This window comes from Lysobacter sp. Root76, from assembly GCF_001428685.1.
Classification (GTDB): domain Bacteria; phylum Pseudomonadota; class Gammaproteobacteria; order Xanthomonadales; family Xanthomonadaceae; genus Lysobacter.
The window spans coordinates 284643-310741 of sequence record NZ_LMIK01000004.1 but is presented as its reverse complement, the minus strand read 5'-3'; the positions used below and the strand labels follow the sequence as shown (position 1 = coordinate 310741).

The 26099-nt window shown below is 69.4% G+C and carries 21 protein-coding genes and 1 pseudogene; 19 read left to right on the top strand and 3 right to left on the bottom strand.

The genetic code is table 11. The annotated features are described in order from the left end of the window. The first annotated feature begins 15 nt into the window (after positions 1 to 15). From ASE10_RS06515 to ASE10_RS06495, 5 genes and pseudogenes are all read left to right on the top strand, one after another. The gene (locus ASE10_RS06515; protein WP_055904656.1) at positions 16 to 546 is read left to right on the top strand and encodes a GNAT family N-acetyltransferase; all 531 of its coding nucleotides are present in this window, start codon (positions 16 to 18) and stop codon (positions 544 to 546) included. 132 nt (positions 547 to 678) lie between these two features. Further along, entirely contained in the window at positions 679 to 1347 is a 669-nt protein-coding gene (locus ASE10_RS06510; RefSeq protein ID WP_055904653.1) for a DsbA family oxidoreductase, read from the top strand. A gap of 137 nt (positions 1348 to 1484) precedes the next feature. Beyond that, on the top strand, positions 1485 to 2492 hold the full coding sequence (locus ASE10_RS06505; protein WP_055904650.1) for a methionine ABC transporter ATP-binding protein: 1008 nt from the start codon (positions 1485 to 1487) through the stop codon (positions 2490 to 2492). After that, complete coding sequence (locus ASE10_RS06500) at positions 2489 to 3178, top strand: methionine ABC transporter permease (protein WP_055904648.1); 690 nt, start codon at positions 2489 to 2491, stop codon at positions 3176 to 3178. Before ASE10_RS06505 ends, ASE10_RS06500 begins: the two co-directional genes overlap by 4 nt. Positions 3179 to 3286: 108 nt before the next feature. Beyond that, positions 3287 to 4003, top strand: a pseudogene (locus tag ASE10_RS06495) (MetQ/NlpA family ABC transporter substrate-binding protein); the annotation flags it as partial. Between the two features lie 3 nt (positions 4004 to 4006). Here the strand turns inward: ASE10_RS06495 and ASE10_RS06490 are convergent. Next, positions 4007 to 4366, bottom strand: coding sequence for a helix-turn-helix transcriptional regulator (locus ASE10_RS06490; protein WP_055904642.1), 360 nt, complete (start codon positions 4364 to 4366; stop codon positions 4007 to 4009). 340 nt (positions 4367 to 4706) lie between these two features. On the opposite strand from ASE10_RS06490, the gene ASE10_RS06485 reads away from it, so the two are divergent. The 14 genes from ASE10_RS06485 (at position 4707) to ASE10_RS06420 (ending at position 24924) form a co-directional block, all read left to right on the top strand. Further along, on the top strand, positions 4707 to 5672 hold the full coding sequence (locus ASE10_RS06485) for a BTAD domain-containing putative transcriptional regulator (protein WP_055904638.1): 966 nt from the start codon (positions 4707 to 4709) through the stop codon (positions 5670 to 5672). A 407-nt stretch (positions 5673 to 6079) separates the two neighbouring features. Beyond that, entirely contained in the window at positions 6080 to 6418 is a 339-nt protein-coding gene (locus ASE10_RS06480) for a hypothetical protein (RefSeq protein WP_055904635.1), read from the top strand. Positions 6419 to 6427: 9 nt separating this feature from the next. Next, a complete protein-coding gene (locus tag ASE10_RS06475; RefSeq protein WP_055904632.1) occupies positions 6428 to 11527 on the top strand; it encodes an N-acetylmuramoyl-L-alanine amidase in 5100 nt (1699 codons plus the stop codon). Positions 11528 to 11537: 10 nt separating this feature from the next. After that, positions 11538 to 12515: a hypothetical protein gene (locus tag ASE10_RS06470; RefSeq protein WP_055904629.1), complete on the top strand. Its 978-nt coding sequence runs from the start codon at positions 11538 to 11540 to the stop codon at positions 12513 to 12515. After that, positions 12515 to 12766 (top strand): hypothetical protein, encoded by a 252-nt coding sequence (locus ASE10_RS06465; protein WP_055904626.1) that lies wholly within the window; start codon positions 12515 to 12517, stop codon positions 12764 to 12766. Before ASE10_RS06470 ends, ASE10_RS06465 begins: the two co-directional genes overlap by 1 nt. Further along, entirely contained in the window at positions 12763 to 13560 is a 798-nt protein-coding gene (locus tag ASE10_RS06460) for a hypothetical protein (RefSeq protein ID WP_055904623.1), read from the top strand. The genes ASE10_RS06465 and ASE10_RS06460 overlap by 4 nt, the downstream gene beginning before the upstream one ends. Beyond that, a complete protein-coding gene (locus ASE10_RS06455) occupies positions 13557 to 14981 on the top strand; it encodes a S8 family serine peptidase (RefSeq protein ID WP_055904619.1) in 1425 nt (474 codons plus the stop codon). Before ASE10_RS06460 ends, ASE10_RS06455 begins: the two co-directional genes overlap by 4 nt. Positions 14982 to 15191: 210 nt before the next feature. Further along, positions 15192 to 17291 carry a hypothetical protein gene (locus ASE10_RS06450; protein ID WP_055904617.1) on the top strand — a complete coding sequence of 700 codons (2100 nt, stop codon included), beginning with the start codon at positions 15192 to 15194 and terminating at the stop codon, positions 17289 to 17291. A 41-nt stretch (positions 17292 to 17332) separates the two neighbouring features. Next, the gene (locus ASE10_RS06445; protein WP_055904614.1) at positions 17333 to 18391 is read left to right on the top strand and encodes a hypothetical protein; all 1059 of its coding nucleotides are present in this window, start codon (positions 17333 to 17335) and stop codon (positions 18389 to 18391) included. A gap of 120 nt (positions 18392 to 18511) precedes the next feature. Then, positions 18512 to 19867, top strand: coding sequence for a hypothetical protein (locus tag ASE10_RS06440; RefSeq protein WP_200945847.1), 1356 nt, complete (start codon positions 18512 to 18514; stop codon positions 19865 to 19867). Between the two features lie 25 nt (positions 19868 to 19892). Further along, positions 19893 to 21143: a hypothetical protein gene (locus tag ASE10_RS06435; protein ID WP_055904608.1), complete on the top strand. Its 1251-nt coding sequence runs from the start codon at positions 19893 to 19895 to the stop codon at positions 21141 to 21143. 12 nt (positions 21144 to 21155) lie between these two features. After that, the gene (locus ASE10_RS06430; RefSeq protein WP_056100490.1) at positions 21156 to 22046 is read left to right on the top strand and encodes a hypothetical protein; all 891 of its coding nucleotides are present in this window, start codon (positions 21156 to 21158) and stop codon (positions 22044 to 22046) included. A 1-nt stretch (position 22047) separates the two neighbouring features. Beyond that, positions 22048 to 23574, top strand: coding sequence for a hypothetical protein (locus tag ASE10_RS20065; protein WP_056305990.1), 1527 nt, complete (start codon positions 22048 to 22050; stop codon positions 23572 to 23574). Positions 23575 to 23940: 366 nt separating this feature from the next. Beyond that, entirely contained in the window at positions 23941 to 24924 is a 984-nt protein-coding gene (locus ASE10_RS06420) for an NAD(P)-dependent oxidoreductase (RefSeq protein ID WP_055904598.1), read from the top strand. 17 nt (positions 24925 to 24941) lie between these two features. On the opposite strand, the gene ASE10_RS06415 is transcribed toward ASE10_RS06420, so the two are convergent. Then, positions 24942 to 25622: a YoaK family protein gene (locus ASE10_RS06415; RefSeq protein WP_055904595.1), complete on the bottom strand. Its 681-nt coding sequence runs from the start codon at positions 25620 to 25622 to the stop codon at positions 24942 to 24944. 50 nt (positions 25623 to 25672) lie between these two features. Further along, positions 25673 to 26077: a DUF3224 domain-containing protein gene (locus ASE10_RS06410; RefSeq protein WP_055904592.1), complete on the bottom strand. Its 405-nt coding sequence runs from the start codon at positions 26075 to 26077 to the stop codon at positions 25673 to 25675. Positions 26078 to 26099 lie beyond the last annotated feature (22 nt).

The window sequence follows — 26099 nt, the reverse complement described above, 5'->3', positions numbered from 1 at the left end:
TCTGCGCATCCCCGCATGAGCCACGACCTCCGACTCCGCAACTGCGTCGCCGGCGACGAAGCCGCGCTGGCGCTGGTGGGCCAGGCCACGTTCCTGGAAACCTTCGCCGGCATCCTCGGCGGCGCCGACATCGTCCAGCACTGCGCGAACGCGCATGCCGCGGCGGTGTACCGCGCCTGGCTCGACGATCCCGCCAGCGCGCTGTGGCTGGCCGAGGCCGCGCCCGGCGAAGCGCCGGTGGGCTACGCGGTGGTCGCACCGGCGCAGTTGCCCTTGGCCGATATCGATCCCGGCGATCTCGAACTCAAGCGCATCTATCTGCTGAGCCGTTTCCACGGCGGCGGCTGGGGCAAGCGCCTGCTCGCCGCTGCCGTCGCGCACGCGCGCAGCGCCGGCGCGAAACGCCTGCTGCTGGGCGTGTACGAGGGCAATGCCGCGGCGATCGGCTTCTACGAGCGCTGCGGTTTCCGCGCCCTGGGCACCCGCCGCTTCAAGGTCGGCGGCCGCGACTACGACGACCGCATCCTGGGCCTGGCGCTGGATTGAACGGCGCCAGCGGACCACCGCTGGAACGCAGCGGCCCACCCATGACCGCCTCGCGCGGTTGATCGGCAGGATGTTGCGCCGCATCTTGGACCGATCGAGGCCGCGTTCCGGCCGCATCCCCACGGTGCCCCCATGTCCCAGCCGATCAAGATCGATTTCGTTTCCGACGTTTCCTGCCCCTGGTGCGCGGTCGGGCTGAAGTCGCTGGAGCAGGCGATCGCGCGCGTGGGCGACGAGGTCGCGGTCGAACTGCACTTCCAGCCGTTCGAACTCAACCCGCAGATGGACCCGCAAGGCCAGGACATCGACGAGCACCTGATCGAGAAGTACGGCTCGACCCCGGCGCAGCTCGCGCAGAACCGCGAAGCCTTGCGTCAGCGCGGCGCCGCGCTGGGCTTCGAGTTCAACCTGCGCAACCGCATCTACAACACCTTCGATGCCCACCGCCTGCTGCATTGGGCCGCGCTCGAGGGCGGCGACTACGAACGCGCGCTCAAGCATGCCCTGCTGCGCGCTTACTTCACCGAGGGCCGCGACGTGTCCGCGCACGAGACCCTGGCCGAGGTCGCCGCTGCGGTCGGCCTGGACGCGACGCGTGCGCGCCAGGTACTGGCCTCGCAGGAATACGCCGACGAAGTGCGCGCGCAGGAACGCCACTATCAGAGCCAGGGCATCAGCGCGGTACCGTCGGTGATCATCAACGACCGCCATCTGATCCAGGGCGGCCAGCCGGTGGAACTGTTCGAGCGCGCCCTGCGCCAGATCGCCGGGCTGGAACCGTCGCAGGCCGCGGGCGCTTGATCGCCCGCGTACCGCTGCGCGAACAAGGCGGCGCCGGCCGCTACTGACGAATCGTTCTGCGCTCATGCGTCGGCGTGCGCGACGGCGACCGTCGCCACGCGGTACGCTTGAGCCCGGCGTCCTCAACCCCAGCTTCCGTGATCGAATTCCAGCAGGCCAGCAAGTCGTACCGGATCGCTGGCAGGGACACGCCCGCGCTGCTTCCGCTCGACCTGCGCATCGAGGCCGGCGAAGTGTTCGGCATCATCGGCCATTCCGGCGCCGGCAAGTCCACGCTGCTGCGCTTGATCAACCGGCTCGAAAGGGCCAGCGGCGGCCGTATCCAGGTCGACGGCGAGGACGTGGGCGCACTGGACGCCGATGGTCTGCGCGGTTTGCGCCGGCGCGTCGGCATGATTTTCCAGCACTTCAACCTGCTGTCGTCGAAGACGGTCGCAGCCAACATCGCGTTCCCGCTCGAACTCGCCGGCGCCTCCAGCGCGGACGTCGCCAAGCGCGTCGATGAACTGTTGGCGCGGGTTGGCCTGAGCGAACAGGCGCACAAGTATCCGGCGCAGCTGTCGGGCGGCCAGAAGCAGCGCGTCGGCATCGCGCGCGCGCTCGCCACCGGGCCCAAGATCCTGCTCTGCGACGAAGCCACCAGCGCGCTGGACCCGCAGACCACCGCATCGGTGCTGCAACTGCTGTCGGGCATCAACCGCGAACTCGGCCTGACCATCGTCCTGATCACCCACGAGATGGAAGTGATCCGCCGCGTCTGCGACCGCGTCGCCGTGCTCGACGCCGGCGCGCTGGTCGAGAGCGGTCCTGTCAGCGAGGTCTTCCTGCATCCGCGCCATCCGACCACGCGCCGTTTCGTCGCCGAGGCCGAGCACGTCGACGAAGGCGAGCTGCACCGCGACTTGGCGCAGGTGCCCGGCCGCGTCCTGCGCCTGACCTTCCTCGGCGAGAAAACCTACGAGCCGTTGCTGGGCCGCGTCGCGCGCGAGTCCGGCGTCGATTACAACATCCTGGCCGGCCGTATCGACCGGATCAAGGACACGCCCTACGGTCAGCTCACCGTGTCGCTGGTCGGCGGCGACGCCGAACTGGCCATGGCCGCGTTCGCGCGCGCCGGCGTGCACGTCGAGGAACTGCGCCGATGAACTGGGCGGTCGTCGGGGCGTGGTTCCCGCACCTGGACGCGGCCAAGTGGGCCGAGATCGCCCAGGCCGGCGGCGACACCTTGCTGATGCTCGCCGGCGCCTTGCCGCTGACCTTGCTGATCGGCCTGCCGCTCGGCGTGCTGCTGTTCCTCACTGCGCCGCGCCAATTGCACGCGCGGCCCAAGCTCTACGGCGCGCTGTCGTTGCTGGTCAATCTGCTGCGCTCGGTACCTTTCATCATCTTGATGATCGCGATGATTCCGCTGACGCTGGCGGCGATGGGCACGTCGCTGGGGGTGCGAGGCGCGATCCTGCCGCTGGTGGTCGGCGCCGCGCCGTTCTACGCGCGCCTGGTCGAGACCGCACTGCGCGAGGTCGAGCGCGGCGTGATCGAGGCCAGCCTGGCGATGGGCGCGAACACCCGCCAGATCGTGCTGCGCGTGCTGCTGCCCGAAGCCTTGCCGGGCCTGATCGCCGGCGCCACCGTCACCACCATCGCCCTGATCGGCTACACCGCCATGGGCGGCGCGATCGGTTCCGGCGGCCTGGGCGATCTGGCCTATCGCGACGGCTACCTGCGCTCGCACGGCGATGTCGCCTTGGTCACGGTGATCTTGCTGTTGATTCTGGTCCAGGCGCTGCAAAGCGTCGGCGACCGCCTGGTCGCACGCTTCAGTCGCCGCTGAAGCCGCGGCACCCAATCCCCCTCCGGAATCCCCTCGATGAAGAAACTCGCCCTGTACTCGTTCGCGTTGGCCGCGCTCGCCGGCTGCGCCGGCAATCAGGCGCCCGCCGACACGCTGACCGTGGCCGCGACCGCAGTGCCGCATGCGGAGATCCTCGAGGTGGTCAAGCCGATCCTGGCCAAGCAGGGCGTGAAGCTGGAAGTGCGCGTGTTCAACGACTACGTGCAGCCCAACGACCAGGTCGCGCAGAAGCTGCTCGATGTGAACTACTTCCAGACCGAGCCCTACCTGGACGCTTACAACCGTACCCGCGGCACCCAGCTGACCACGGTGGTCGGGGTGCACATCGAACCCTTCGGCGCCTACTCGCGCCGCTACAAATCGCTGGACGCGCTGCCGGCCGGCGCCGACGTCGCCATCCCGAACGATCCCAGCAACAACAGCCGCGCCCTGATCCTGTTGCACAAGGCCGGGGTGATCAAACTGCGCGATCCCGCCGATCCGCTGGCGACCCTGCGCGACATCGTCGACAACCCGAAGAAGCTGGCCTTCCGCGAACTCGATTCGGCGATGCTGCCGCGCGTGCTCGACCAGGTCGACCTGGCCATGATCAACACCAACTACGCGCTCGACGCCGGCCTGGATCCGACCCGCGATGCGCTGACCATCGAAGACCGCAATTCGCCCTACGTCAATTTCCTGGTCGCGCGCCCGGACAACATCAACGATCCGCGGGTGCAGAAGCTCGCCGCCGCGCTGACCAGCCCGGTGGTCAAGGTGTTCATCCAGACCAAGTACCGCGGCGCCGTGCTGCCGGCGTTCTGAACGCTAGCGGCCGAGGATCTGCAGAATCTCCAGCGCCATCCGCCGCCGGCTGCCCGACAGCCGGCGGAAATGCGACAGCGCCTCGCTCTCGTGTTCGTCGCGCGCGTAGTCGTCGACGAGCACCGCCGGCGCCAGTTCGGCGCCTTCGCAGCGGCTCGGGCCGCGCCCGGTCGCCAGCCATTCGAAGCTCAGCACGGTTTCCTGGGCGATCTGGATCAGGTGCTCGACGCTGGGCGTGGTGCCGGCGGGGTGCTCCCATTGGGTGACCGCGCTGCGCTTGACGCCGATGCGGCGGGCGAGTTCGGCTTGCGACAACGCAGCCAGCGCTCTGGCTTTGCGGATCCTCAGCGACAACGCACTCACGCAGCACTCCTTCGGTCGACATCCTGGTCGCGCCGCCCGGTCCCTGGCCCGCCGCGGCTTACCGGCAAGCGATTCTTGCCCAATCTTGTCCGGTATCGCTTTCCTGGCGGTGGGCAGGCCATCACGGCTTACGGCTACAGCTAACGGCTAGTGCGGCTGTCCCAGGACAGCCGGCGCGCGCACTTCTCAGCCGGTGGGCGGATATGCGAAACAGGTCGGGCGCCGCGGACCTGGCTCCGCGGCGTTGCCGTCGATACCGCCGCCACGGTGTCGGGCACGGGGGACGGTCCGGATCCATCCTCGCCGCGCGCGTCGCGCCGGCCCAGCACGGAGCATCGGGATGTTCAGGATCTGCCTGTTCGGATCGCTGTCGATCGCCAGCGGCGGCGCGCCCTCCGAAGCCGTCGCCATCGCCGGCCGCTGCGCGAGTCTGCTCGCCTACCTGGCCCTGGGCCGCGGCCGCTACTTCAGCCGTTCCGAACTGCTCGCCAGCCTGTGGCCCGAGCGTTCGTCCTCGTCCACCGCCGGTTCGTTCAACACCGCCCTTTGGCGTCTGCGGCGTTTGGTCGAGAAACCGCCGCTGAAGCACGGTGACCTGATCGTCTGCGACCGGCGCGGCGCGATTGGGCTGAACGGGCCGGCGGCGGTGTGGCTGGACGTGGACGAGTTCGAGCGCCTGGTCACGCCCGGCCTGAGCCGCGCGCCCGAACGCCTCAGCGACGCCGACATCGACGGCCTGCGCCGCGGCGTGGCGATGTACACCTCCGATATCCTGCTCGACGTTACCGACGACTGGGCCCTGCGCGAACGCGAGAAGCACCGCCGCAACTATCTGAACGCGCTAGGGCGGCTGGTGCAGCTGGCGACGATCCGGCGCGACTATGCCGAGGGCATCGTGCATGCGCAGGCGATTCTGGACAGCGATGCGCTGCGCGAGGATGTGCACCGCGATCTGATGCAGCTGCTCGTGCTCAGCGGCCAGCGCGCGCAGGCTCTGCGCCAGTTCGAGCATTGCCGCGAACTGCTGCGGCGCGAGCTTGCGATCCAACCGATGCGCGAGACCATGGCCCTGTACCAGAGCATCGCCCAGAGCGCGATCGGCAGCGAGGCGGCGTCGCCGCCGTGGCCGGCGCAGGGCGCCGTAGGCTACGCGGTCCAGCCGATGGTGCCGGCGCCGGCGCCCGCATATGCGGCGATGATTGCCGACGAGGGCATGCGCGCTTATGGATTGATCGATGCGGCGCGGCGCAGTCTGGCCACGGCGGATGCGCAGCTGCAGTTGAGTCTGCAGTTTCTGGAGCGATGAGAGGGCGGGAGCTTGGCCGCAAGGGCGCCCGTTGAGGACTGGTTGAAGACCTGCCTGTACCGATCGCGACTTACGTCGCTCCTACAGTGGGAGCGACGCAGCCCGGACTGTGACCCGGTCGACTACGCGATATCTGCCCTGCTCCGTGTGGGAGCGACGTAAGTCGCGATCGCCATCCCATCGGCCGCGCAGCTATCGGATCACGCAGCCGCATTCGCCCCTCTTCGCGGCGCTCATCACTGCGCCTACTACCGAAGCCGGCGGCGGCCCCATGCCCTCTCACCCGCATCACCGCCACATCACACGCCCCGACGATCGCGTGATTCACCCGTGATCCACCGGTGATGCCGCGGTGACGGCGCCGGTGCAGCCTCGGCCGCAAGCGTTTCCGCAGGGGCACCGTCGCAATGGCACTGCTCGAGGACCGTACCGCCGTCTTCATCGTTCGCGTCTGGTGCGAGCGCGGCGAAGCCGAGGCCGCCGTCGCCGAATGGCGCGGTTCGGTCGAGCACGTCCAGTCCGGCCAGCGCGCGTTCTTCCGCCATCTCGAATCGGTGGTCGAGTTCATGAAGCCGCACCTGGAAGGCATCGGCATCGACGCCCAACAACGGTTCTGGGAACGAATTTCTTCGGTCATCAACGACGTCGGCGGAACGCCGATCGAACTGGCGCTGGATGCTCGCGCGCCGGCGATCGAACGTCGCGATGTCGCGGCTTCTTCCATCAGTGAACGCAAGCGTCGCTAGGAGTCAGTCATGGCACTCATCCGAGCCAACCGCGAATCGATCGACGATCGCTTCAGCGTGCTGGGCTTCACGGTCCGCAGCGAAAACCCGCTGTTCGAGATCGGCCTGGCCACCGACCCGGACCTGCTCAAGGCCGAGAATCGCGCCCGGCGCACGGCCAGCAACTTCTACTCCAGCCGCGTGCTGGGCAGCGGCGCGCGCCGCGGCGACGCGGTCTACCTGGTGCCGCCGAGCGTGGTCGCGCGCTTCGTCGGCCAGCCGCGCCTGTATTTCGGCTTGGCGACCTACAACGAGGGCGATCGCAGCCGCCCGGTATCGGTGAAGATTCCCGACGCCGGCAACATGTACGTCAACCTCAGCGGCCTGACCGAACGCGGCCTGCGGCGCACGGCGCGCCTGGACGCGGTGTCGAGTTACGGTGTCGCCGCCAACGGCGGCCTGGCCTGGGGCGGCGACGCGCTCGACACGGCCGCGACGATCAAGACCAACGGCAACGGCCGCAGCAACGGCAACGGCGGCGCGCACGCGGCCGCGCCGGTGGAACCGGCGCCGTACAGCGACGGCTACTCCGACGATCTGTGGCAGCAGGGCCCCGCGCCCGCGGCGTCCCCCGCGCCCGCGCCGGCCAGCAACGGCAACGGCGCCGCACCGATCGACGGGAGCGCCCCGATCGCCGCCGCGCCGGGCGATGCCGCGCCCGCGACCGCGCAGTCCTATGCACGCTACAGCCAGCGCTACGACGCTCCCACGCACCGCACCCCGACGCCGAATCCGCGTTCGCTGCTGGTGTCCTCGTACTATCAGCCGAGCAACTGGTTCGACGCCCTGACCAGCCAGATCGGGTTCTTCCTGAGCAGCGCGATGTGGTTCCTCGGCGTGACCGACACCGCCGTGCCGCCGCACTCGGCGATCTGCCAGGTGCGCAGGCCCGACGGCAGCGAAGAAGGGGCGCTGCACGGCAGCGCGTTCTTCATCGGCCCCTGCCTGCTGCTGACCGCCGCGCATGTGGTCGACGGACAGAGCGAACTGATCATCGTGCCGGGCAAGAACGGTGTCGGCGTGAGCACGGCCACCGAACCCTTCGGCCGCTTCCGCGTCGCCGCGGCCGACTGCCGCAAGCATCCGTCCTACAGCGCCGGCAACAGCGACTTCGACATGGCGGTGATCCGCGTGCCGGCCGCCAACGCGGTGCCGGCCGACCGCACCTTCGACCTGGTCGAGGAATTGACCCAGTCGCGTCCCGAGGGCGTGGTGGTCTGCGGCTATTCCGCGCGCTGGTACGCCAACGACGCGATCGAGCAATGGGTCAACGACAACATCGACCCGAACAAGCAGCACATGCACGGCGGTTACATTCGCAGCCTGCCCACCGACGAAACCTTCGACTACGACCTGCAGACCCTGGGCGGCGCCAGCGGCTCGCCGGTGTACTGGATCGAAGGCGGCACCTTCCCGCGCGCGCACATGGTCGGCGTGCACGTGGCCGCGCATTCGGCCACCACCAACCTGGGCTGCCGGATCACCGCGGCCAAGCGCCAGTGGATCGCCCAGGAGGCCGCGGGTTTCGGCATCTCGTTCTCGCTCGCCAGTCGCGCCGCGCCGCGTGCGCAGGCATTGGGCGGCGGCAAGGTCCATGCGCGCGCGCAGGAGATCATCACCCCGTTCTACGACCCCGCCGATCCGTCCACCGCGCTGAGCTGCCAGGCCGACGCCTTCAGCCTGGCGCGCGAGGAGTGGTTCGCCGGCGTGCCGAACACCTCGCTGTATCCGCATTCGGCTATCTGCCAGCTGCTGATCACCGGTCCCGACGGATCCGGCTACCAGGGCACCGGCTTCTACATCGGCCACAACCGCATCCTGACCTGCGCCCATAACCTGCACGGCATGAGCAGCGTGCAGATCGTCCCCGGCCGCAACGGCGCGAGCGGGCGTCCCTATGGGCAATGCACCGTGCAGTCCTCGTCCTGGCGGATCGCGCCGCGCTATACGGGCGACGGCGACTGGAACAACGACCTGGCGGTGATCGATAACGTTCCGCTGGCCGCGCCCAATGGCCAGTACTTCGAGTTCCTGCAGGCGACGCCCTCGGACCGCCTGCCGATCGTGGTCTGCGGCTATTCCGCGGCCTCGCGCGCGGTGCCGGAGCTGGACACGATCATCGACGGCGACAAGCAGCACCTGCACGGCGGTTACGTGCGCGAGCAGCCCAATCCCGAGACCATCGACTATCCGATCCTGTCGCTGATGGGCGCCAGCGGTTCGCCGGTCTACACACTGTCCGACCGCGGCGGCGGGCTCAAGGCGCTGATCTGCGCGGTCCATGTCAGCGGCGAACCGGCCGCGCAGGGGCTCAATCGCGGCTGCTTCATCACCCCCAGCAAGATCGACTGGATCGAAGGCCGCGCCACCACCTTCGCCCTGGGCATGCCCGGCAGCAGGCGCGGGCAGACCCGCGCATTCGCGCTGGAAGACGACGAGCAGGACAACAAGGGCATCAGCGAGGCGATCCCGGACGAGACCGTGGCCGCCGAGCAGTCGTACCGGCAGGCGCGCGCGTTCGACGCGCCGACCGCCGAGTACCCGGGCGCCAGCCGTTTCGCCCCTGCCTACACCGGCAACTACCGCAGCATGCGCACCCAGCGCACGGTCGACCGCATCGTCATCCACATCACCGACGGCGGCTCGCGCATCAGCGGCACCATCGGCTGGTTCCAGAACCCCGACCAGCGCAACTCGCGCAACGAGCACATCACTGTCAGCGCCCACTACGTGATCGGCCGCGACGGCGAAGTCGTGCAGATGGTGCGCAACAACGACGTGGCCTGGCATGCCAGCAGCGCCAACACCCACGGCATCGGCATCGAGCACGTCGCCAACAAGCGCGGCCTGGACCCGACCGAAGAGCAGTACCAGGCGTCGTCGGCGCTGGTCGCCTGGCTGTGCGCGCAATACGGCCTGCCGATCGATCGCGAGCACATCGTCGGCCACCAGGAAGCGTCGCCGCGCGACAACCACGATTGCCCGAGCCGACTGTGGAACTGGGACCACTACATGGACTGCGTGCGCGCCGCGGCCGCGGCCGCCGCGCCTGCGCCGACCACGCAGGGCTTGCGCGGGCGTGGGCGCGCGACCGCGCTCGCCCTGCCCGGTCGCGCCTACGCGACCGCGCAGGAAATCATCACCCCGTACTACGACCCCTCCAACCCGATGAGCGCGCTGACCTGCCAGGACGACGCCTTCAGCTTGGCGCGCGAGGAATGGTTCGTCGGCGTCGAAGACACCCGCGCGTTCCCGCATTCGGCGATCTGCCAGTTGCTGATGACAGACAGCGCAGGCAACGGCTGGGGCGGTACCGGCTTCTACATCGGCCCCAACCGCATCCTCACCTGCGCCCACAACCTGCACAACAAGGTCAACGTGACCGTGGTGCCGGGCCAGAACGGTGCCGGGGTCAAGCCGTTCGGCGAATGCACCCTGCCCAGTTCGTCGTGGCGGATCGCGCCGCGCTACACCGGCACGGGCAACTGGGAGAACGATCTGGCGGTGATCGAGAACGTGCCGATCGCCGCGCCCAACGGGCAGTACTTCGAATTCCTCAACGCGACCCCGTCCGATCGCCTGCCGATCGTGGTCTGCGGTTACTCCGGCGCGTCCGACGCGGTGCCCGAGCTCACCGCGGCGATCGACGGCGACAAGCAGCACCTGCACGGCGGCTATGCGGCTTCGCAAAGCAACGGCGAGGTGATCGAGTACCCGATCCTGACCCTGCATGGCGCCAGCGGTTCGCCGGTCTACCATCTGGATCGCAGCAGCGGCCAGCTCAAGGCCCAGGTCTGCGCGGTCCACGTCACCGGCCAGCCGGCGGCGCAGGGACTCAACCGAGGCTGTTTCATCACCCCGACCAAGATCGACTGGATCGAAGGCCGCGCGACCACGTTCGCGCTCGGCGGCGGGCGTCCGGTGCGCGCGCTGTCCGGCGGCGGCGCCGACTATCCGGTGGTGCTGGTTCCGCAGCCGAACAAGGACGCCTGCTGGGCCGCGTCGATGGCGATGCTGCTGTCGTGGCGACGCAACGCTTCGTACACGCCCGAGACCCTGGCCAACCAGGTCGGCGGCTCGCTCGCCAGTTCCTACGGCTGGGATCTGCTCAATGCCGTGCGCGACCGCTACGGCTTCGTCGTGATCCCGCATCCGTCCAACGCCAGCGTCTACAACACGCCCAGCCAATGGGCGCAGTGGCTGCGCGACTGCGGCGCCTTGTGGGTGGTGATCGTGGGCGCGCCGCATGCGGTGGTGATCGCCGGCATCCGCGGCAACCTCGAGGATCCGGCCTCGGTGCAGGTCAAGGTGCTCAATCCCTGGGACACCCGCGTCGCTTTCGACGCCGATCCGATCGACTTCCATCCGGCCAACAACGGCTACGAAGACTGGCTGCCGTTCGCCGACTTCGCCGCCGACTTCGGCAACATGGCCGAACCCGACTACGGCAACTGGCGCGTGCTGTACCTGCCGCCCGAAGCGCCGAGCCCCAGCGCGCAATCGCTGGGCTACGGCGGCGGTCTGCGGCTGGCGCGTCCGCCGTCGCCGGTGCGGGCGCTGGACAGCGGCAGCGATGCCAGCGCGTCGGGCGAAACCCGCGAGCCGATCGAGCCCAGCCGCGTCGCCGGCACGCGCATGAACGTGCTGCGCGGCAGCGCCGGCGCCTGCCGCTGGGCCCTGGACCAGCTCGAAGGCCTGAAGTCGCCGGCGCTGTTTTCGCCGAGCGTGAGTTCGGCCGCGGCCTTGGAGGTGCGCATCGAGCTCGGCGAATGGCCGGCGATCGAAGGCCAGTCCTCGCCGCTGCCGATCACGGTCGATTTCCGCGCCTCGCAGGGTTCGGTCGGCGACGTCCGCGTCGTCGCCGGCCTGCCGGCCAATCTGGCCTACGGCGTGGAAGCGACCGCGCGCATCGAGGACGCCGCCGATGTCGGCAGCGTCGCGGCGCTGAAGCTGAGCATCGATTACCGGTTCAGTGGGCTCGCACAGGGCAGTCCGGCGGCGCGGATCGAATTGCGCCTGCTCGGCGACGGCCGCTACGAGCGCGAGAACCGCTGGGTGACGACGGCCTGAGGATCGCACCGTGTCCGAGCACAACGGCACTCGCGGCAGGATCTTTCCGCCCAGGAACGGGGCGCCGTCGCCCGCGCGCGCGCTGGCCGATGCGCCGGCCGCAGGCGGCGCAGTTGCGACGCCAGCGGCTGCGCCCAAGCCGCAGGCCACCGAGACCATCGCCCGCCGCGCCGGTGCGATGGTCAACGAGATCGACTTCCCGGGCTTCGTGGCCCAGCTCGTGCACGGCACTTTCGACGCCATCGTCGATGCCTCGATCCGGCAGATGGAGAGCTACTCCAGCCTGGTCGCGGCGGTGGCCAAGACCTTGGATCAGTTCACCGAAGAGAACGTCAGCCCCAATCAGGCGCGCGACTGGCTCGCCACCCGCTATCCCGGCGAAGTGCAGCTGCTGCTGCCCGACGGCGGCGAACGCAGCGAGCCGCAGCTGGCGCCGCGCGCCGAGGGCCTGATGCCGGCGTGGCTGAGCGAGTACGGCGTCGACGGCGAGGAACTGAGCACCGAAGTGCTGGAGCAGCGCGTGCTTCCGCAGGTCCGGCTCAAGGTCGGCGGCGAGCGCCAGCAACTGCTCGCGACCATGGTCATGCTCGGCATGAGCCGGGTCGTGGTGCGCGACGGCAGCATCACCAGCAAGGTGATGTTCCGTGCCGCGGCCCAGGATGCGGCCAAGGTCGGCTACGCGGTCGGCGCCGACCCGCAGTCGGTCAACAACTGGGGCGAGCGCGGCGCGATGAGCTACAGCGGCCAGAGCTCGACCATGGTGTCGACGGTCGCGGTCAACGCCCAGAACGAATCCAACGTCCGCGCCGATCTGTTCGGCGAGGTCAAGCTCAATTTCGTCAGCGAAACCCTGCCGCTGGAACGATTGGCCGATGCGGCCAAGATCGCCTTGGTGCAGCGGCACTCGCCGGCGATGCGTGCGGCCGTGCCGGCTGCGGCACCCGCTGCCACGCCGGCACCGACAACGGCACCGGAGGGAGGCGTGTGATGCTGCGCGAGCTCTCGCAACTGCTGGACGAACTGCATGACGGCCTGATCGCGACAGAAGCGCGCGGTCTGCCGGTGCAGGTGCAGCTGGCCAACGTCGAGATGACGCTGCCGCTGGAACTGCGGCCGATCCTGCGCGACGGCGGCTGCGTGCTGCTGGCCGACCTGCCGCGCAGCCGCGAGGTCAACGCCTGGAACGCGATGCCGTCGCGCCTGACCGTGAGCTGGAGTTGCGGCGGAGGCCAGCCATGAGCGCGCAGATGCCGGCCCTGCTGCGCGACAGCGGCGTGCCCTTCGACCTGTTCATCCAGGCCCTGACCGAGCAGTTGGACAAGGCCCAGGCGGCGATGGCGATCAAGGCCCGCGTCGGCAAGATGCCGCTGACCTTCGCGGTCAAGGAAGTGTCGATGGACCTGCGCGCCTTCGTGCAGATGATCGACGACGACGTCTACCTGCGCCCGGCCGGCCCCGGCGAATCCGAAGCCAGCACGATCAAGCTCGCCCTGACCACGATCACCAAACCGATGATCGAAGAGAACGCGATCGACTTCAAAGCCGAGGACCCGAAGTTCAATCTGCGCGAGGCGCTCGGCGATTCGATCAGCGAAGACGACCAGCGCCGGCTCGAGCGCATCGGCGTGCGCACCATCACCCAGCTCAACGAACTCAAGCAAAGCGCCGGAACCGACGTGATCTCGCGCCTGTCGCGGATGCCGGTCAACCGGCTGCAGCAGGCGCTGATGAGCGCCGCCGCGCCGCGCGTGACCCGGGTCGAGCGCGGCGACGAGCACGATGCGCGCGCCACCCAGCGCGTGCACCTGAGCGCGCCGGCCCTGCGCGCCGGGCGCCTGCCGCTGGTGCGCGCCGCGGGCGAGGCGGTGCCGGTGGTCGAGAGCGACGACGGCCGCCTGGTGCTGGCGCCGCTGGCCAGCCAGCTCGGTTGCGATGCCGAACTCGATTTCGGCGGCGGCGAAGTCGCGCACGTGCGGCTGACCGAAGGCCATCTCGGTCGCTGGAGCGAAGACGCGAACGGAGGCCGGCCATGAACGCCGCCTGGTCGCCGCGGGTTCCCGGCCGGCTGCTGGTGACCCTGCGCCTGGGCGAAGTGCCCGAGCACGTGCCCGGCCTGCGCGCCTGCACCCAGTACGGCACTCCGATCGCCGAGCACATCGACGGCGGCGCGATCGACCGCCTGCTGCGCCATCACGCCGGCGCGTTCCGGGTCGCGCGCCTGCACAGCGCACGCACGCCGCGCAGCGAACGCGCGGTCGCGGGCGCGCGTCGCTTCGACGATGTCGAACAGATCAGCGGCGTCGCGCGCGTGCTGCGCATCGAACTGCGCGACCCCGCCGGTGCCGCGGCGCTGCTGCAGGCGCTGGCGGAACTGCCCACGGTCGAGCGCATCGGCGCCGATCATCTATGCCGCGCGCCCTTCGACGCGCCCGGCGAAGGCGGCGCAGCCGACACGCGCCGCGCCTGGGCGCGCGAACTGATCCGGCTGCCGCAGGCGCTGGCCTACGAACCCGGCGATCCGGCCACCGTGATCGGCCTGGCCGATACCGGCGTCGCGATCCAGCACGCGGAACTCTCGTCGCGGCTGCGCGCCGGCTTCGACAGCGTCGATCTGGATCCGGCCGCGGTCGGAGGACTGACCCTGGTCGGCGACTACCGCCGTCGCGGCGAGCGTCCGCAGGACGAAGTCGGCCACGGTACCGGTTGCGCCGGGATCCTGGTCGCGCGCGGCCACGATATTCCGCCCGGCGGCGCCGGCGCTTGCGGCCTGACCCCGGTGCGCGTGCTCGGCGCGGCGGTGGGCGCGGACGAGCGCCGTTTCGGCGTCGGCGCGCTGGACAATATCGACGCGGGCATGAAGCGCCTGATCGACCTGGGCGTGAAAGTGATCAACATGAGCTTCGGCACGCCCGAGTCGGCGCTGGGCGCCGACGCGCCGAAGCCGCACGAAGAGATCGTGCGCTACGCCCTGGCGCGCGGCGTGATCCTGGTCGCGGCCAGCGGCAATTCCGGCCTCACCGAGAAGTACTACCCGGCGGCCCACGAAGGCGTGATCGCGGTCGGCGCGATCGACAGCCAGCGCCGTCCGTCCAGCTTCAGCACCCGCGGCGAGCACGTCGCGGTCTGCGCGCCGGGCCGCGACATCCTCACCTGCGGCCTGGAGGGATACCAGACCGCCAGCGGCACCAGTTTCGCCTCGCCGTTCGTCGCCGCGATCTGCGGCCTGCTCGCTTCGCGCTCGCAGCGCCGGGCCTGGCCGCTGGACAGCGCCGAAACCCGCGAAGTGCTGATCGAGAGCGCGCGCCCGTTCGCCAGCGCCGGCGTCGAAGGCTGCGGTCATGGCGTCGTCGACGCGCTGGCCGCGCTGCAGGCCCTGGACGCGCGCATCGACCGCGCGATCCGCGAGGAAGGCGACGAGTCCACCGATGTTCCACCCGCGCTGGCCGCGGCCTGACCCACTCATCACACACGCACCACGCAACGCTGCCGAGGAGAGCCCCATGGCGAGCAAACGACACAACAGCAAGTCCCGCAAGCACGCGGGCGCCGCGGCGGACCAGCGTAACGCCGTGCGCCGCGCCCATCCCAGCCGACTCGACTCCGTCCAATCCGGCTCCAGCCATTCCGGCTCCACCCATTTTGTTACCAACGCGAGAGAACCGTCATGAAACGTATCCTGCTGGTTGACCTGGGCGAGCGCGAGCTGAAGAAGCGCCAGGAGCTGCGTGCCCGCCAGCAAGTGCTGGAGACCATCCAGAAGACCGCCGACACCAGCGGCGGACTGAGCAGCCGCCAGCTCGACGAGCTGGAGCGGATCAAGAAGCAGCTGGGCAGCGACGTGGTCATCGACCCGTTCTACCGGCTGGTCGCGGCGACCCATCAACAGGAAGCCTGGGACGACTTGGAGCGCAAGAAGAAATTCGTGCACAAGTACGGCCTGCTCGGCTCGCAGCGCATGACCGGCAGCCTGATCGAGCCGCTGGACAAGTACGAGCGCGAGATCGCCTCGATCTGCGGCCTGCTTCAGGTCGACGGCTACACCGATGCGGCGCGTCCGGACTTCGTTCAGCGGATCAGCACCGCGCAGGGCGAGTACCGCAAGAACCGCAATCTGTTCGACGCGGCCTACGCCCAGCTCGGGCAGCGCTATTCGGTGGTGCTCAAGTCGCAGATCGACTCGGGCCTGATCGATCCGGACATCGTCGGCTGCATCGACCCCAACGAGGACCCGCGTACGCGTTGCGACGCGCTCGACGGTTCCGCCGCAAAGCGCAACGCGATCGCCGCGGCGCAGGCCGCGTTGGCCCGCTCGCGCGAGGCCGACCAGGCCGCCGCGAGCGCGCGCGAGAGCGCACGTGCGGCCGCCAGGACCGTCAAGGAGAAGCAGGCCGAACTGGAGGCGCTGAGCGACGAGAAGCCGAGCAAGGCCGAGCTGGCTGCGGCGCGCCGCGCCGTGGCCAGCGCCACCAAGGCCGCCGAGGCCGCGACCGCGCAGGCGCGCCGTGCCGCCGAGGTCGCCATCGCCGCGCGCAGCGCCGCCGAAGAGGCGCAGGAGGAGGCCACGGACACCGCCGTCGCCGAGGACATGCGCGATACCGGCAACGCCTTCGTGCCCGCCGCCAACGAAACCGTGTGCGCGCTCAGCGGCCGCAACGTCGCCGCGGTGGTGCGGCGCCTGGCCACTGACGGCGTCAGCGCGAACGATGCGTGGCTGGCCAGCCGCATCCAGAACGTCTACGACATGCAGACCGGCGTGGTCTCCGGCGCGCCTCCATCGGCCATGGAAATCATGCTGCCGGACCTGGAGGAAGCCACCGACGTCGAGATCATTCGCGAGAACTTGCATGCGGTGCAGGCGATCTACTTCGCCTACATGCTGGAAGAGATGCGCATGCCCCAGGTGATCGAGCGGATCGTCGAGCTGTTCCGCGCCGGGCTGCTGCCACTGGGCCGCGGCAAGGCCGGCGACTACCTGTTCAACTACTACAAGAAGGCCGGCGAGCGCATCACCGAAGGCGAGCGTCGCGACCTGTACATGCGCGTGTTCGGCGCCCCGGGCGGCGATCCCAACGCCAACCAGCCCAACCGCGACTTCAACGAGCTGTGGCTGCGCTTCGTCTCGGCGGTGTCTTCGTTCGGCCGCCAGCTCAGCGTCGACCGGCTCCTGCGCAGCAACATCCCGGTGGCCGTGTCGCAGGAGCAGGTGCGCAAGGCCGGACGCGATCTCGGCGCCAATCTGTCGCTGAACGGCTACGGCATCGCCTATTTCGCCGCGACCGAACTGCAGCAGATGATCCTGGAATTCCGCGACCAGCTCAGCGATCCGGAAATCCGCGGCGCCTTCGGTGCGCGCGACATGTGGCAGGTGATCGACCAGGTCAACGCCAACTACCTGGGCGGCACCCGCAACACCCATCGTTATCGCACCCAGGCCCGCGCCGGCGCGGTGATCATCCGCTGGCTGGCCAACAACCACCAGCGCCTGAGCGGCCGCTTCGGCGAGGTGATCTCTCTGGCGGCGCTGACCAATCCGCAACTGCGCGGCAGCGACCAGCCGACGGTCGATCCCAACGACTGGGATCTGCTGCAGGCCTGCGAGCAGTGGCTGGCGGTGGGCGGCGTGCAGGACGAGAGCGTCGAGCACTATTCGCAGTCGACCGAGTCGCCGGTCATCACCAGCAAGCCGATCGAGATGCCCGCGTTCGCACGCGAGGCGATCGAATCGCTGACCGGCGGCCTCAACGGCTCCATGCCCTTGATGTGATCGCGACCCATGCCGCCTGAAGTCCCCACGGGAGCACCGCAATGAACCAGCCCTCGAGCCACCACGGCAAGCAGCCCATGGCGATGCACGTCAAGCGCTCGCTCGCCACCGCCGCGCGCGCCCTGGGCACGCGCGATCCCCTGCCGTACCTGGATTCGCTGATCGACCGCACCTTCCGCCTTCCCGACGACGACGTCTCCTACGCCCGCAATGCGCTCACGCCCGGCGCGGTGCCGTACGAGCCTTCGTTCTCGGAAACCGAGCCGGACATGCTGCGCTTCACCATCGAACCGCTGGGCCCCGGCGCGCCGCCGGTGGCCCGGCGCGACGAGGCCACGCGCGAGATGCGCCGGCTGGTGCAGCCGGTGTTCGGACGCGAGGCGCTGCGCTGGTTCGACTCGCGCAGCGAGGAATGGCGCGGCTTCGGCGGCCTGGGCTGGATGAACTACGGCGCCTGGTTCGGCAGCGCCTTCGACGAGGACGGCCTGTACGCGGCCAAGATCTACTACGAGCTGCTGCCGACCCAGATCGAAGCGCTGTCGCCGGGCCTGTCGATGCTCACCCGCCAGGTGATGGCGGAGATGCCGAGCCTGATGCCGATCTTCACCTCGATCGGCTGCAAGCGCGAATCCGGCAGTCAGCGCGTGACCTTCCTGCATCGCGGAAAGCTCGCGGTATCGGCGCTGGGACCGATGATGAATCGGCTCGGCATCGGCCATCAGCTGCCCAGCCTGATGCGCATCGTCGGGGTCGCATTGGGCGGGCGCTTCGAGCTGCCCGACGGCGGCGTGCTGGTCGGCGTGCGCGAAACCGCGGACGGCGCCGAGCTCAAGCTGGAGATCCTGCTGGCGGCGATTCCCGATCTGCCGGCGCGCTTCCTCGACCTGCTCAAGCTCGGCCTGGCCGAACGCCCGCGCCAGCTCGCCGCGCTGTCGCGCTGGCTGGAAGCCTTCGGCATGGAGGAGGCGCGCGAGCAGGGCCACTTCTCGGTGCTGAGCATCCGGGTCAATCCGAATTCGCCGGCGCGCATCAGCCTGTACGTGCGTCCGATCGAGTTCGAGATGCGCGACAGCATCCAGGAAGCGCGTCAGCTGCAGTAGCGCGCACCGGCGCGGCGGTGGGGCGCGCGCCGTCGGGCGGGCGCGTCTCCGGGTGTTCTTCGGCGGGCGGGGCGACCCCGGTGCCGGACTTTGCAAAGACATAGAGACGGAGTCATAGCCATGTCAGCCGCGAGCGTCAGATCCGCGATCTTTCCGCCTACCGCGCGTCCCGCCGATTCCGGCTCGGCGCCGGTGGCCAGCCGCGAAACCCACGAATCCGCGCGCCTGGCCGTGCGCGAACTGCTGCAGAGCAGCCAGGCCTTCCACGAACTGGCGCCTGAGAAGCGCGAAGCGCTGGCCCAGGGCCTGGTGCGGATCGGCAGCTATCTGGCCGAGCCGGGGATCAAGCTCAAGCCCGAAGAACAAAGCCCGCAGGTGCGCGCCTTGGCCAACGAGGGTCTGTCGCGGGTCAGCCAGCGCGGCAGCAACACCGACCAGGAGGGAAAATTCACTGCGCAGAGCGCGCGCGAAGGCGCGGCCGTGGCCGGCGCCTTGCTGCGCGAGGTCAACTTTCCGGAATTCTGCGCCGGCCTCATCAACGGCGTGTTCCATTCGCTGGTGCAGAGCTCGATCGAGCAGATGGAGGCCTACGCCAAACTGGTCGCCGACGTTTCCAAGAGCCTCAACCAGTTCCGCGACGACAACACCACCCAGAACCAGGGCCGCGATCATCTGGTCGAGCAGTTCCCTGACATGTTCCAGTTGAGCATGGACACCGGCGGCTTCGGCGACATGGGCGGATTCGGCGACGAGAGCGCCGCCTCGTCCGGACCGCGCGTGACCCTGCGCGAAGGCGTCGACGAGCGCGCGGCGGTCGGGCGGCTCAACAGCTCGCTGCCGCTGGACAAGCCGATCGAACGCCTCGACGACGAACTGATCGAAGCGGTGCTGGTGCCTGCCGCGCGCACCCAGGTCGCGACCGGCCGCCAGCAACTGCTGGCGACCATGGTGATGCTGGGCATGAGCCGGATCGTGGTCACCGACGGCAAGATATCGGCCAAGGTCATGTACGACTTCCAGGCCCGCGACAACATGTCGTTCCGCAAGAGCGCGCAGCAGTTCGACTACGGCGACCAGTACGCGACCACCTCCAGCGGCGACTACGAGGGCAGCTCCGAGGGCGGCGAGCGCAGCAGTTCCTACAGCAAGGACGCCGGCTACCAAAGCAGCAACCGCGACGCCAGCTATTACTCCAAGGGCACCTACAAGACCACCGCGCAGCCGGTGCTGAAGATGGCATCGGCCTCGCAGACCACGATCGACGCCAGCCTGCAGACCAAGGCCAGTCTGGCCGGCACGATGGAGGTCAACTTCAAGAGCGACTATCTGCCGCTGGAAAAGCTGGCCAATCCCGAATCGATCGCGGCGATCCAGATGAACGCTCAACCGGGCATGGTCAAGACCCTGGCCGGACGTCCGCCTGCGCAGGGCGGTCAGGCCGCGGCGCCGGCGACCACACCGCCGGCGACGCGTTGAGGCGGCGGGCAAGGGAGCGATGGCCATGAGCGACTCAGTGCGCAGCGCAGCCGCCCCGCCGTCGTGGCTGGACGACGACACCCTGTCGGCGGTGCGGCCGCAGGTGCGGCGCCTGCTCGAATCCTCGCCCGGCTTTCGCGAGCTGCCGGTGGCCGAGCAGCAGGAGCTGGCGCGCAACATGGTGCGCGTGGCTTCGTACATGACCAATCCCGACGGCCTCGCCAAGCAGGAGCTCACGCCGGGGCAGGGCATCCTGGCCAAGAGTCAGGGCAGCGAAGACGGCCTGACGCGTGCGCTCGCCGGCGAAGTCGATCAGGCCAAGGGCAAGGCGTCCGACAAGATCGGCACCTTCGCCGGCAGCGACTTCAAGGCCGGTTCGGTCGAACAAGGCGCCGACAACTTCAAGAAGTACATCGGCTCGGTGGATTTCCCGGCCTTCGTCGGCGGCCTGATCCAGAACGTGTTTCAGGCCATCGTCAACGCCTCGATCCAGCAGATGAACGCGTACGGCGAGCTGCTGAAATCGGTGGCGCAGACGGTCGACCAGTTCGCCGCCGACAACATCAGCCTCAACAATGCGCGCGATTGGCTGGTCGACCGCTTCCCCGGCGATCTGGGCATCGACGCCAGCGATTCCGAGGGCGGCGGTCCGCGCCTGACCAACATCAATGAGGAAGACGACCAGGCGGCCTTGGCCCGGATCAACGCCGAACTGCAGATCGCCCAGCCGATCACCGACATTTCCGATGCCGACCAGGAGGCGCGGCTGACCCAGGCCGCGCGCCTGCAGATGGCGCGCAGCCGCCAGCAGCTGTTGTCGTCGATGGTGATCTTGGGCATCAACCGCATCGTCGTCACCGACGGCGCGATCAACGCCAAGGTCGTGTTCGACTTCCGCGCCAGCGACGAAGCCTCGCGTTCGGCCGGCGCCTCCCTGTACGACAGCCAGTCGAGCATGAACCGCAACCGCAGCGCGGCCGGCGTCCATTTCGGCTGGGGCGCGGCGGGCTCGGTCAACGAGAACGTGCAGCGCCACATGACCACGGTGTCGTCTTCGGTAAGCGAGGACTCCGAGTCCAAGCAGGACATGAAGGCCAAACTCACCGGCGAGGTGCGGGTCAACTTCAAGTCGGACTACTTCCCGATGGAGAAGCTGGCCTCGCCGGCCATGATCGCGGCGATCCAGGGCAATTCGACGCCGGTCGATCCGAACTACGTGCCGGGCGCGCGCGGCGGTGCCGCCGCCGGCGGCGCGCAGGGCAGCGGCAATCGCTGACGGGGCACGCGCATGCGCCTGGCCCCGCCGCCGCCGGACATCCGCCTCGCCCCGCGCCACGAGCACGAGCCGTTGCTGCGCGCCCTGGCCTTGTCGCTGGCGGCGCTGGAGCGACAGTCGGCGATGGCGCTGGCGCTGTCGGCCGATCCGCTCGACAGCGCGATCGACCTGCCGCCGGGCGCGCCCAATGCGATGGACCGCGCCCAGCTGCAGGCGGCCGCGCCGCTGTACTTCGCCGCCGAACTCGAAGCCGCCGGCCTGCTGCCGACCGCCGAGCTGATCGCCGGCCTGTTCGCCAGCGGTGCGATCACCCAGCCGCTGGGTCCGGGCGCGCAGCTCATCAACAGTTTCTGGCGCGCGCGTCGCGAACGCCTGGACGTCAACGAGCGTCAGGCGATCTTCGCCCGGGTGATCGAAACCCCGTACTTCGAACGCCTGATGGCGGCCTTGTGCGAAGCGATCGTGGCCCAGGCCGACGGCGGCGACCTGCGCGAGCGCGTGGCGCTGGAAACCGCGTGCGCCTCGCTGGGCGAGTTCCTGGCGCTGCGCGTGGACCCGATGGCGAACCTGGCGGCGCGCGACATCGTCGCCAACATCAACTTGGCCCTGGGCTTCCTGCGCGATCGCATGCTGCAGGCCGCGTTCGGGGTGAACTCGTTGTGGCAGCTGGTCGCGATAGCGGGTGCCACCCAGGGCCAGAGCGCGAGCCTGATCCAGCGCCGCGTCGATCAGGGGCGCGCCGGCCAGACCGTGCTGCTGTGGCTGGCCGAGCACTACGCCGATCCCGCACCGCAGATCGCGGCCGAGGACTACGAGCTGATCGGCGCCGCCCAGCGCTGGCTGTCCGGGCGCATCGCCGCGCCGGCATCGGGGTCGGCGCCGACCTTGTCGGCGGCGGCCTGAGATGAGCGTCGCCGCCGCCCGTGCCGCTGCGTCCGCGCCGGCTGCCGCGCCGCCGCCGCCGTGGATCCGCAGCGCGGTGCGCGATGTACTGGAGCAGTCGCCCAACTATCAGAGCCTGTCGCTGCAGGACCGGCAATCGCTGGCGCGCTCGATGGTGCGGGTGTCGGCGCTGGCGGCGGACCTGATCGCCGAGGAGGGTCAGGCCGATGCGGAGCTCGCGCAGCGCGCGTCGCCGCCGCTGGCGCGCGCGCAGGACCAGCCGGGCTTCGCCGCGGCCGCCGACCGCGTCGCCGACACCACCCGCAACGTGCTCAATGCGGTCTCGTTCCCGCGCTTCGTGACCGACCTGATCAACGGCGTGTTCAAGGCCATGCTCGATTCCAACTCGCAGCAGATGCAGATGTACGTGCAACTGCTCAACAGCGTGTCGGCCTCGGCCGAGGGTTTCGAGCGCAGCCAGTTCAGCATCATCCAGGTCCGGCAATGGGTGGCCGAACATTTCCCGCAGAACATCGAGTACGAGCAGTCCGAGGAGGGCGAGGAAGTCGATCCCGAAGAGGCCGCGGAGATCCGCCTGCGACTGCGCGGCGGCGCTTCGATGCCGAGCGCGGAGGAGATACGCGCGCAACTGGGCATGCAACCGGAGGAGTCGGTCGACGCCAGCAACCCCGAGCAGCTGGTGCCGCTGGCGCGGCGCTACATCGCGCGCCAGCGCCAGCAGATGCTTGCGACCATGGTCATGCTGGGCATGCAGCGCATCGTGATCGACAGCGGCCGCATCAACGCCTCGATGCGTTTCCACGTCGACACCCGCAGCGCGGCCAGCGAGGACCGCGGCAGCCAGTTCAACATGAACAACCGGGTGCGCGCGTCCGGCAGCTTCGGGGTCGGCCCTTGGGGAGCCAGCGCCGAGATCGAGAACAACATCGGCTACGTCTCGACCCAGCGCTCGCAGAGTTCCGAGGAGATGAACACCGACCTCGAACTCAATTCCTCGGTCGAGCTGAATTTCCGCAGCGATTATCTGCCGCTGAATCAGATGGCGGCGCAGGCGCAGGCCGACCGCATCCGCAATACCTCGATCAACCCGGCCGCCGAGCCCGATCCCAACGTCGCCCGCAATGCGCGCCTGGCCTCGCAGCAGGCGGGCGATCGCGAGCGGCGCACGGCCATGGACACCGCCATCGCCGATGCCGCGCGTCCACCGCCACGGCCGGCTACGCCGCCCGCGCCCGCAACCGCTCCTGCAACGGCGCCCGCGACCGCGCCGGCAACTGCGGCGCGACCCGCGACCGCACCAGTCACCGCGCCCGCTACGGCGCCGACCACTGCACCCGCCACGGCACCCGCGACTGCGCCGGCTACCGCACCAGCGACCGCAGCTCGCCCCGCGACTGCGCCTGCCACGGCGCCCGCAACGGCACCTGCAACGGCACCTGCAACGGCACTTGCAACAGCACCCGCAACAGCACCCGCAACGGCACCCGCGACGGCACCCGCAACAGCTCCTGCATCGCCTCCGCATTAGCGTCGCCGCGTCCGACTGCATCGCGCTCAAGCGAAAAACGCCGCCCATCGCAGGCGGCGTCGCCAGCAGGCAGCAGACCGCCCCAGTCGCCGTCTATAGACGAACCTGGCCATCTCCCAGTGGTAGCGGATCGTTATCACCCGCACCGCCAAGCCGATCGCAGCAGCATCGGCACGCTCCCCCACAGCCGCGCGCCGGCTCGCGGCCTGTCGTATGCGGCCGTGCCATACCCTCACGGTCATGGTCTCGCCATCGCTGGCCCGTTGCGACCTGAGCCGCCGCGCAGGGACATGACGCCCGCGCTCGCGATGAGGGAGAATGACGCCACGGGCCGCCGTCGCGTCCCGCGCCTTCGGAACGCCCCGCATGAAAATCCTGGTCACCGGTAGTGCCGGCCACCTCGGCGAAGCGCTGATGCGCCGCCTGCGCCACGACGGTCACGAAGCCCTCGGACTGGACGTGATCGCTTCCGCCTACACCGACGCGGTCGGCTCCGTGGTCGACCGCGGCCTGGTCGCGCGCTGCATGCGCGGGGTCGACGCGGTCCTGCATACCGCGACCCTGCACAAGCCGCACGTGGCTACCCACAGCCGCCAGGACTTCGTCGACACCAATATCTCCGGCACCCTCAACCTGCTCGAGGAAGCGGTGTCCGCCGGCGTCGGCGCGTTCGTATTCACCAGCACCACCAGCGCTTTCGGCCGCGCCCTGACCCCGCCGCCGGGCGCGCCCGCGGCCTGGGTGACCGAGGACGTGGTGCCGGTGCCGCGCAATATCTACGGCGTGACCAAGATCGCGGCCGAGAGCGTGTGCGAGCTGTTCCAGCACAAGCAGGGCCTGCCGGTGCTGGTGCTGCGCACCTCGCGCTTCTTCCCGGAAGAAGACGACCTCAAGTCGGCGCGCGACGCGTTCGAGGACGCCAACATCAAAGCCAACGAACTGCTGTACCGGCGCGTCGACATCGAGGACGTGGTCGATGCCCATCTGCTCGCGATCGAACGCGCGCCGGCGATCGGCTTCGGCCGTTACATCATCAGCGCGACCACGCCGTTCACCCGCGACGACCTGCAGCAGCTGCGCGAGGACGCACCGGCGGTGGTCGCGCGTTATGCGCCAAGCTACGAGGCCGAGTATGCGCGCCGTGGCTGGCGCATGTTTCCGGGCATCGAGCGCGTCTACGTCAACGAGCGCGCGCGCACCGAGCTGGGCTGGCGCCCGCGCTACGACTTCGCCTACGCACTGCAGCGCCTGCGTGCGGGCGAGGACGTGCGCAGCGATCTGGCCCGCGCGATCGGCCGCAAGGGTTATCACGCTGAAACGTTCGCCGAAGGGCCCTATCCGGTCGATTGAGCGCCGATCGGCACCGTTCAGTCGGACAACGGCGCTGGCGGGTGGAGGTGGCGGTATAGGGCGTAGAAAATGCCGGTGATACCGGTCAGTGCGGCGGGCAAGTACAGGGCGTCGTAGCCGAAGCCGCGGAACGAGAGCGCGCCGATCAAGCCGCCGGCGAAGAAGCCCGCGACGATCAGGGCGCTCAGCGACAAGCGTTGCCGCGACAACGGCCGCCGTCGCAGGGCATGCCCCAGGCCGATGCCCAGGTCGGTGATCATGCCGCTGAGGTGTGTGGTACGGACCACCGAACCGCTGTAGGTGCTCGCCATCGCGTTCTGCAGACCGCAGGCGACCGCGGCGAGCAGAGCGCCGAGGATCTGTTCGCGATGGAACAGGGGCACGGCCGCGAACAGCAAGACCGATTCGATCGCCAACGCAACGCCGTAGCGACGTCCCAGACGCAGGGTGCTGTCCTGCACGATCATGCCGCTCAGCGCGGCACCGGCGAAGAAGGCCAGGATCATGCCCGACAGATGCGCCGCCGCGCGCAGGTCGGCGCCGGCCAGTGCCGCGGCGAGCAGGGAGGTGGTGCCGGTGAGGTGGGTGATTGCCTGGTGTTCGAACCCCAGGAAGCCGATCACGTTGACCATGCCGGCGACGCAGGCCAGCGAACTGGCGCCCAGCCAGACCCAGCGCGGCAGATGCTGCAGACCCACTCAAGCCTCCTGGGTGTGGGTGAGGTCCGCTGGCCGCACGCAAGCCGCGCTCATGGTTCGGTCGGCAGGCTGTAGTCGAAGTCGTAGTAGTGCATGCCGTCGGCGATCTCGATCGCCATGGTGCCGCTCAGGCCGGTCAGCTCGTCGCTGCCGGAATCGGGCACGACCTGCAGGACCAGATTGGGCGTGCCGCGATCCATGACGGCGCTGTGCTGCAGCACGAAACTGCCGCGGCGGCCGCCCAGCGTGCCTTCGACGCGCTCCATCGCGACATAGCCAGCCGAGCCGGCGACCACGCTGCGGAAGGCCAGCATCTGGCCCTGGCTGCCGCCCTCGAGTTCGCCGTGGTAGTGCTTGTCCAGCCACATGCGGCCGATGTACTGACCGGCGGCGGCATCGTCGGCGGGTTGCGGAATCATCTTGACGTCGAAGACACCGCGGATACGCGTGCTCATGGCCTGTCCTTGCATGTGCGCG